Annotated in this window: 8 protein-coding genes; 7 read left to right on the forward strand and 1 reads right to left on the reverse strand. The window is 48.3% G+C overall.

Annotation, left to right across the window (positions count from 1 at the left end; all coding sequences use genetic code 11):
- The 4 genes from Q7O77_RS13000 to Q7O77_RS13015 all read left to right on the forward strand — a co-directional run.
- Nucleotides 1-792 (forward strand): guanine deaminase (locus tag Q7O77_RS13000; RefSeq protein WP_304167999.1); only part of this gene is annotated, 792 nt, incomplete at its 5' end.
- A gap of 491 nt (nucleotides 793-1,283) precedes the next feature.
- Entirely contained in the window at nucleotides 1,284-3,080 is a 1,797-nt protein-coding gene (locus tag Q7O77_RS13005) for a diguanylate cyclase domain-containing protein (protein WP_304168001.1), read from the forward strand.
- A 353-nt stretch (nucleotides 3,081-3,433) separates the two neighbouring features.
- Nucleotides 3,434-3,760: a phage holin family protein gene (locus tag Q7O77_RS13010; RefSeq protein WP_304168004.1), complete on the forward strand. Its 327-nt coding sequence runs from the start codon at nucleotides 3,434-3,436 to the stop codon at nucleotides 3,758-3,760.
- 327 nt (nucleotides 3,761-4,087) lie between these two features.
- Complete coding sequence (locus Q7O77_RS13015; RefSeq protein WP_085651978.1) at nucleotides 4,088-4,321, forward strand: hypothetical protein; 234 nt, start codon at nucleotides 4,088-4,090, stop codon at nucleotides 4,319-4,321.
- A 37-nt stretch (nucleotides 4,322-4,358) separates the two neighbouring features.
- Here the strand turns inward: Q7O77_RS13015 and Q7O77_RS13020 are convergent, their stop codons facing one another.
- A complete protein-coding gene (locus Q7O77_RS13020) occupies nucleotides 4,359-4,595 on the reverse strand; it encodes a hypothetical protein (protein ID WP_304168016.1) in 237 nt (78 codons plus the stop codon).
- A 215-nt stretch (nucleotides 4,596-4,810) separates the two neighbouring features.
- Here Q7O77_RS13020 and Q7O77_RS13025 point away from each other — a divergent pair, with 215 nt between their 5' ends.
- The 3 genes from Q7O77_RS13025 to Q7O77_RS13035 all read left to right on the forward strand — a co-directional run.
- A complete protein-coding gene (locus tag Q7O77_RS13025) occupies nucleotides 4,811-4,990 on the forward strand; it encodes a DUF2158 domain-containing protein (RefSeq protein WP_304168008.1) in 180 nt (59 codons plus the stop codon).
- A 561-nt stretch (nucleotides 4,991-5,551) separates the two neighbouring features.
- Complete coding sequence (locus tag Q7O77_RS13030) at nucleotides 5,552-5,929, forward strand: helix-turn-helix domain-containing protein (RefSeq protein WP_304168010.1); 378 nt, start codon at nucleotides 5,552-5,554, stop codon at nucleotides 5,927-5,929.
- Between the two features lie 48 nt (nucleotides 5,930-5,977).
- Nucleotides 5,978-6,531, forward strand: a 554-nt coding sequence (locus tag Q7O77_RS13035) for a type I restriction endonuclease (RefSeq protein ID WP_304168012.1), incomplete at its 3' end; no start/stop codon positions are given.

Here is a 6,531-nt window from a genome sequence, read left to right on the forward strand (position 1 = left end):
GATGACGTGCAACAAAGCTATCAGGACAGCCGTGCCCTGATACAAAAATGGCATCATCATGGTCGGCTGCTGTATGCGGTAACGCCGCGTTTCGCGCCTACATCTACGCCGGAGCAATTAAGACTGGCGGGTGAACTGCTGCGCGAGTTTCCGGACGTTTATATGCAAACGCATCTCAGTGAAAACCAAAACGAAATTGACTGGGTTAAATCACTCTTCCCCGAGCATCGCCACTATTTGGATGTGTATCATCATCACGGTCTTACCGGTTCTCGTTCCCTGTTTGCACACGCCCTTCATCTTGAAAAGGACGAAGTGGACACGTTGTCGCGCAGTCGTTCCTCCGTCGCCTTCTGTCCAAGCTCGAACCTGTTTCTCGGCAGCGGACTGTTCCCGCTACACGCTATGAAAGCTGCCGGCATCCGCGTGGGGATGGGTACCGATGTCGGGGCTGGCACCAGTTTGTCCCTCCTGCAAACGCTGAATGAGGGCTACAAGGTGCAACAGTTACTGGGCGAAAAACTGTCCGCTCGCGAGGGGTTGTATCAGGCAACATTAGGAAGTGCGGAGGCGCTCTCTTTGGATGACAAACTGGGGAATTTCCTGCCGGGTAAAGAAGCGGACTTTGTCGTTCTCGACTGGGCCATCACGCCATTGCAGCGGTTGCGACAAGAGCAGGCGACTACGCTGGACGAGAAGCTGTTTGCCCTGATGATGCAAGGTGATGACCGCAATGTAGCCAAGACCTACGTCAACGGCGCCTGCGTCTATACACGCGAAGAGTCGACATGACGCCATCCGAGCATTATCGCTTTATCACCTCATTGGCATGACTGAGTGGTTTATTGGCAAAAACGAATCGTTTTCCATATAATTTTTCTTTCTTATTAGTTAGTTCGGGCGAGAAATCTCTGGCGCAGGGAAGTTTCTGGCTATAATGCAACTTATAAGCAGTCACTTACGCTATGGGCGACAGGTGGCTGCGGCATAAAACACCGAATATTGCATTATGCTGAAATGGGACCAGTGCGTTCTCTCCCGGAGAGGTTCGTTTTTTCTGTTACTCAGCTTCAGCATGTTACCTCCTGTTCAAGGTGAACTTGCGGCCGATCTGGCGTACAGAATTTATCAGCCTGATAACCTTTATACATGCCGGGATGGCCATTCTCTTTTTGAACCACCATCCATCCTGGCATCGACCATAACAGCAAATTATTTAAGGCATAACCATGATTCCGCCTCTCGATGCCGGCGCAAAGGAACAACGGAGTGCCCTTCTGCGCATGATGAACATCCTGGATACGCGACCGGTCGAAGAATTGGAACGTATCACCCGCATTACCCAGTCCTTCTTCGAGGTCGATAGCGTGGTGATCTCTTTAATCGACACTGACCGCCAATGGTCGTTATCACGGCGAAATTTCCCCTATTCGGAAACACCGTTGTCGATCTCTTTTTGCGTTCATACGGTCGCGTCCAACGAGCCGCTTATCATTCCCGACGCGCGTAAAGATCCCCGATTCAGTGATAATCCGATGGTCACGGGCAAACAACAGGTCCGATTCCACGCGAGTTATCCGCTACGCTCGTTCTACGGCATCCCATTGGGAGCACTTTGCCTTTATCACAGTCAGCCCGTTGAATTTACCGATAAAAAGCTCGAGCAACTCAGTGATATGGCTTACGTAGTGCAAACCTATCTGCAAAGAGTCGAAATGCAGGCCGAAGCCGAAAGCACGCGGGATATGCTGCACAGGGCAGACTACGTCAACCGTCAGATTTTTTCTCAGGCAGCCATTGGCCTCGTACTGATGACGCCGGATAAAAAACCGATCAGAGTCAACCATACAATCTGCAAAATGCTGGGATATACCGAAGAAGGGTTATTGCAGACCACGATGGAAAATGTGACGTACCCCGGCGATCTCGCGTTGACCAAAGAGCGCTACGATAACCTTCTAAAGATGGGCAATCGCAATACCACGTTCCAAAAGCGCTATTGCAGGATGGATGGCTCGCTGCTGTGGGCGATGGTGTCGGTGGCTCTTCTCTACAATCCCGATGGCAGTCAGCATGGCCTGCTGTTGGCGATAACCGACATCAGTAATCAGAAAGCCTCGGAAACCGCGCTCCTTACGCTAAGTAAGGAGTTGGAGCAGCGCGTAGAACAACGTACGGAAGAGCTGCAGCGCAGCCATCAGTTTATTCAGGATATTACCGATCATATTCCCGCAATGATCTCCTGCATCAGCCCGGACAATATCTTTACCTTTGCTAATCATCACCTCAAGGTGCTGCTGGGAAGTCAGGGCGATGAGCCCATTAACTCTCACATCAGAGCAACCCTGCGTCCGAAGGAACGTAAACTGTTCATGCCGCTGCTGGATAAGGTGCGCAAAACCCGGCAGCCAGTGCATATTGAGCACACAGTGAACTTGCCTTCAGGAGTCGATACCACCTACCACACGCAGATGGTACCGGCAGAACCGCCCGCGCAAGGCGTTTACATCTTTTCCACCGATATTACCGACCTGACGTCTTTGCGCGATCAGCTCAAATTCGAAGCCAATCACGACCATCTCACCGGATTACCCAACCGACGCGCCGTTATCTCCTACCTGAACCAGCTCGCCATGAAGCCACGTAAGGGAGGTCTGGCGCTGCTGTTCTTTGATCTGGACAACTTTAAACACTACAACGACCATTACGGGCACGAATTTGGCGATCGGGTGATTAAAACCTTCGCTCGCATTTTGGGTCAAAATACCCGCGCCCACGATCTGATCGGGAGATTGTCAGGTGACGAGTTCGTCATGGTATTGCACGAGCGCAAAGATATGGCGCGTGAAGTGGAAGAGCTCAGCCGCACGTTGAAAGAGCGCATAGAAAAACCCACACGCATTCGGGGTCACGACATCGTGCTTTCCGCCAGCGTGGGTATTGCAATCTTAGGAAAAAACGATCGTTTGGATGTCAATCACTTCATTCATGAAGCAGATACCGCGATGTACCAGGCTAAACGCCGGAGCATTCACTCCTCTCGCGGTCACAAGCACGACGCCCAAAGCGACAAGAAGTGACACCGTCACTGAAAATATTCTGCAAAATTTCTCTGCCTGTCTATACTCCCTGTCGGTTGCCGCTGAGTTCAGCGGCATGCCCCTATCCAGCATTCCTTCCTTTTCCTAACCTACTGTTTGCTCTCAGCTCATACAACCCCAGGCACTAGCCCTCAATGGCTCAAAACTGGTTACATAACGGTACTGGTATCGCAACGTAGCGAGTGAGAAATGATCTGTATTTTCTTCCTGATACGCCGCGAGCCATAGGGAAGCTGATGAAATCCAGCTTGAATGACCGTTTTGGACGGGGGATGCGTTAACTAAGGAGAGAATTTATCCCCACATAGCGTCCTACAAGAGGAGTTAACATAATGAGTGAAACAGATAAAAGTATTTTGTCGCTATTCCTTATCGGCCTGTTGATTGCCGTCGGAAAAATTTTGATCAGCGGTAAACCCATCAGCCTGGGGCAATTTACCGGTCGATTATTACTGGGGGGATTTGTGTCGATGATTGCCGGTGTGGCGTTGATACAATTCCCAACGCTGTCCCCTATTGCCATCAATGGCATTGGCGCAGCACTGGGGATTGCCGGCTATCAAACGATCGAATTATTTCTCCAGCGCCGAGCCCGCCACCAAGGGGATAAGGATAAAGATAAAAGCAGCGACAAAAATGATAGTAATCGGACAGAATAGTGATTCTGAACGTGGTGTGCTTTCATCCCCGGGCTGACATCGATGAAGGCTTCGCCATGGCGTTATCAGAATGTCTTTCTCGACACACACACGACAGGTATTTCCGTCAGCCCAAACCTTTCCTATGCTCTCATTACGTGTCACGAGAGCCCTTTCTCTCCTATCACGCAGCCGCAGGATGCTGTCTGATTCAAGTTACCTATGAACGTCGCCGTCCCCCAGTGAGCCGGTAAAGAGCTTATTGACAGTAAAATGCATCTGACGGGGGGTGTGAACCAAAGAACCCAACGACTCCGTGCTATACTGCCCTTCCCAGAGATTTTTAGTATGAAATCAGAAGACACCCTTGATTGGTATCCCGCCCAACTGCCTCCCGTCAAAATTATCTTAGGCAATGCCGTTCTAGAGGTGATGAAAGTCGGCCGTCCTGTTAATACCCGCACCCTGCTGGAGTTTCTGCTGGTTATGCAGGGTAGACAGAAACGGCGTGATGATAAAATTGCCATGCAAACGGCGATCAATGTTTTAAAAAACAATCAGGCCGTTCACGGCAGAAGTTGAATTCTTCAGCACTAATGACGTGAGTAGATTGCGTATCTCAATGCTGGCGTCTCCACTCTTCAATCATCTGTTTTGACACGTCACTGTCGTAGCAGATAGGCGCATAGCCCCCGGCTCGACTCCATGCGCTTCGACCGCCGCACCGGCTACCATTTTTGGCTGAGTTATAAGGGCATGGACAATTTCCTGGATACTCATTGATTGAATCCTGAATAATGGCTTTTTTTACCTGCTCGTCACTCAAAATAGGTGTTTTGGCCGCTGAAATATTCATAAATAATAAAGCGAAAACCGCGATTATTTTTAGGCTAATAATATTATTATTTCTCATCTCTCTTTCCGATTGGATTCACTAAAATATAAGTTATTCCCGGCAAACATATTCATTCCCCTCAAGCGTGATTCACCGACGGATTTCGCCCTGATAAAACGGCCAAATATGGTGACTTTGCTATAGTGAAAATAAGTTACTCAGCAGAGGAATAACCCATGTTCAAAGAAGGTGATATTGTTCAGAGCAAAACCGGGGGGCCCAAGATGGTTATCCATAAGGTCGAAGACAACCAACTGTGGTGCGTCCGGGTGGATGACTCGTTAAAGAAGGAGCTCATCGTTGCGGCTGACGCCGTAGAACACTATCGGGAAGAAGGCCCTTTCGGCGTTTGCTAAATCAGAAGGCGGCCCACGCCGCCTGAATGTCCCTGCGTGACGGGCGCCGTTCTTGTGCAACAAAACCGTTGAGCGCCAACAGTCCCTTCTCAGCACCACCATGGATGACCAGGCCATGCACCGTTTACCGCCAAATTCAACGTGCCGTCATTCTCTGCCCTCACAACGACAAGCCATTTTCCTCATAAGCAGTCACCTTCAAAAGGTTCATTGATACCGAATTAAGCTATTCTCCCTCCGAATTTATGACTAATAAGTATTGCTCCAATAACACGAAGCTTGTTAAATATAGACTTTGATAGAAGGCAATTATACGCAGGTGTCGCCAATTATTTAATAGAGAGTAAAAACATTACCGGCGTGACATCATTTCATTACACAGCATAAAAGCGAATCAACCATTGAATGACATTAGGCTTTACACACAACTATTTTTAATTAAATCATCATTTAACACTCTTTATCCCGAATATATCAACATAGCAATAAAGAATTGCTTTATTAAAAAATCAATTTTCAATTAACTATGCCGAACTAAAATCCCGGCTTACAATGAACGCTATGCCAATGAAAGATTTTGATAACCGCCTTATTTCCAGGCTCGCTGAACTCAATAACAAAGGTTTTTCCAAAGCGGATATGGCCAGAGCCGCGAACGTTAGCAAGCAAGCGGTGACCGGATGGTTTAGAACCGGAACGATAAGCAAAGCCTCAGCACTCGCCGTAGCGGATGCGAGCGGAGTTTCCATCTCCTGGCTGTTTGGTAAAAAGGTCGATGAAGCCCATGGCTTGAAAGAGCGTGAAATGAGAATGCTTAATGTATTTCGTCAACTACCTGAACCTGAACAAGATCACATGATCGACTTATTCCAGGTGAGACTGAGGGAGATTGACGAATACGTCGATAAATATTTGCGTGGCAGAGTGAAACAAGAATAAAGAGGTTCTTTTATTTTCACCCCCCCATTTCCTCTACGGGAGAAATAAATGGAAAGTTTTAAGGCTCGGCTGAAAAATCATATAGAGCATGTCAAAAAAGTCTCTGAACATTGTACTACCGAAGAAACCACTAAACAGGCGTTGATTCTCCCCTTTCTGGATATTCTTGGTTTTAACGCCTACGATCCGCAAAAGGTCCGAGCTGAATACGGCGCAGACTTCCCTGGAGCGAAAGTCGGTGAAAGAGTCGATTATGCGTTATTTTGCCAAGGCGTTCCGGTTATGTTTATCGAAGCCAAATCTTATCAAGAGAAGATAGACAACCACTGCCCACAGCTTTCCCGCTATTTTAACTCCACTCCAGAAGTGACGATTTCCGCCATCACCAACGGCATCGAATGGCGTTTTTTTACCGATTTGAAAGAGAAGAACATCATGGATCCTGTCCCATTTCTGAGGTTAAGAATGGATAGCGTGACAGACTCCGATGCCGAGCAATTATTCAGGTTCAGACATGATAAATTTAAGCCAGAAGCGCTTCGGACTCTGGCGGAGGAAAGCGTTTATATCACGGCTTTCGTCAAAGTTATCAGTGAAAGTCT

The organism is Lonsdalea britannica, assembly GCF_946477055.1.
Classification (GTDB): Bacteria; Pseudomonadota; Gammaproteobacteria; order Enterobacterales; family Enterobacteriaceae; genus Lonsdalea; species Lonsdalea britannica_A.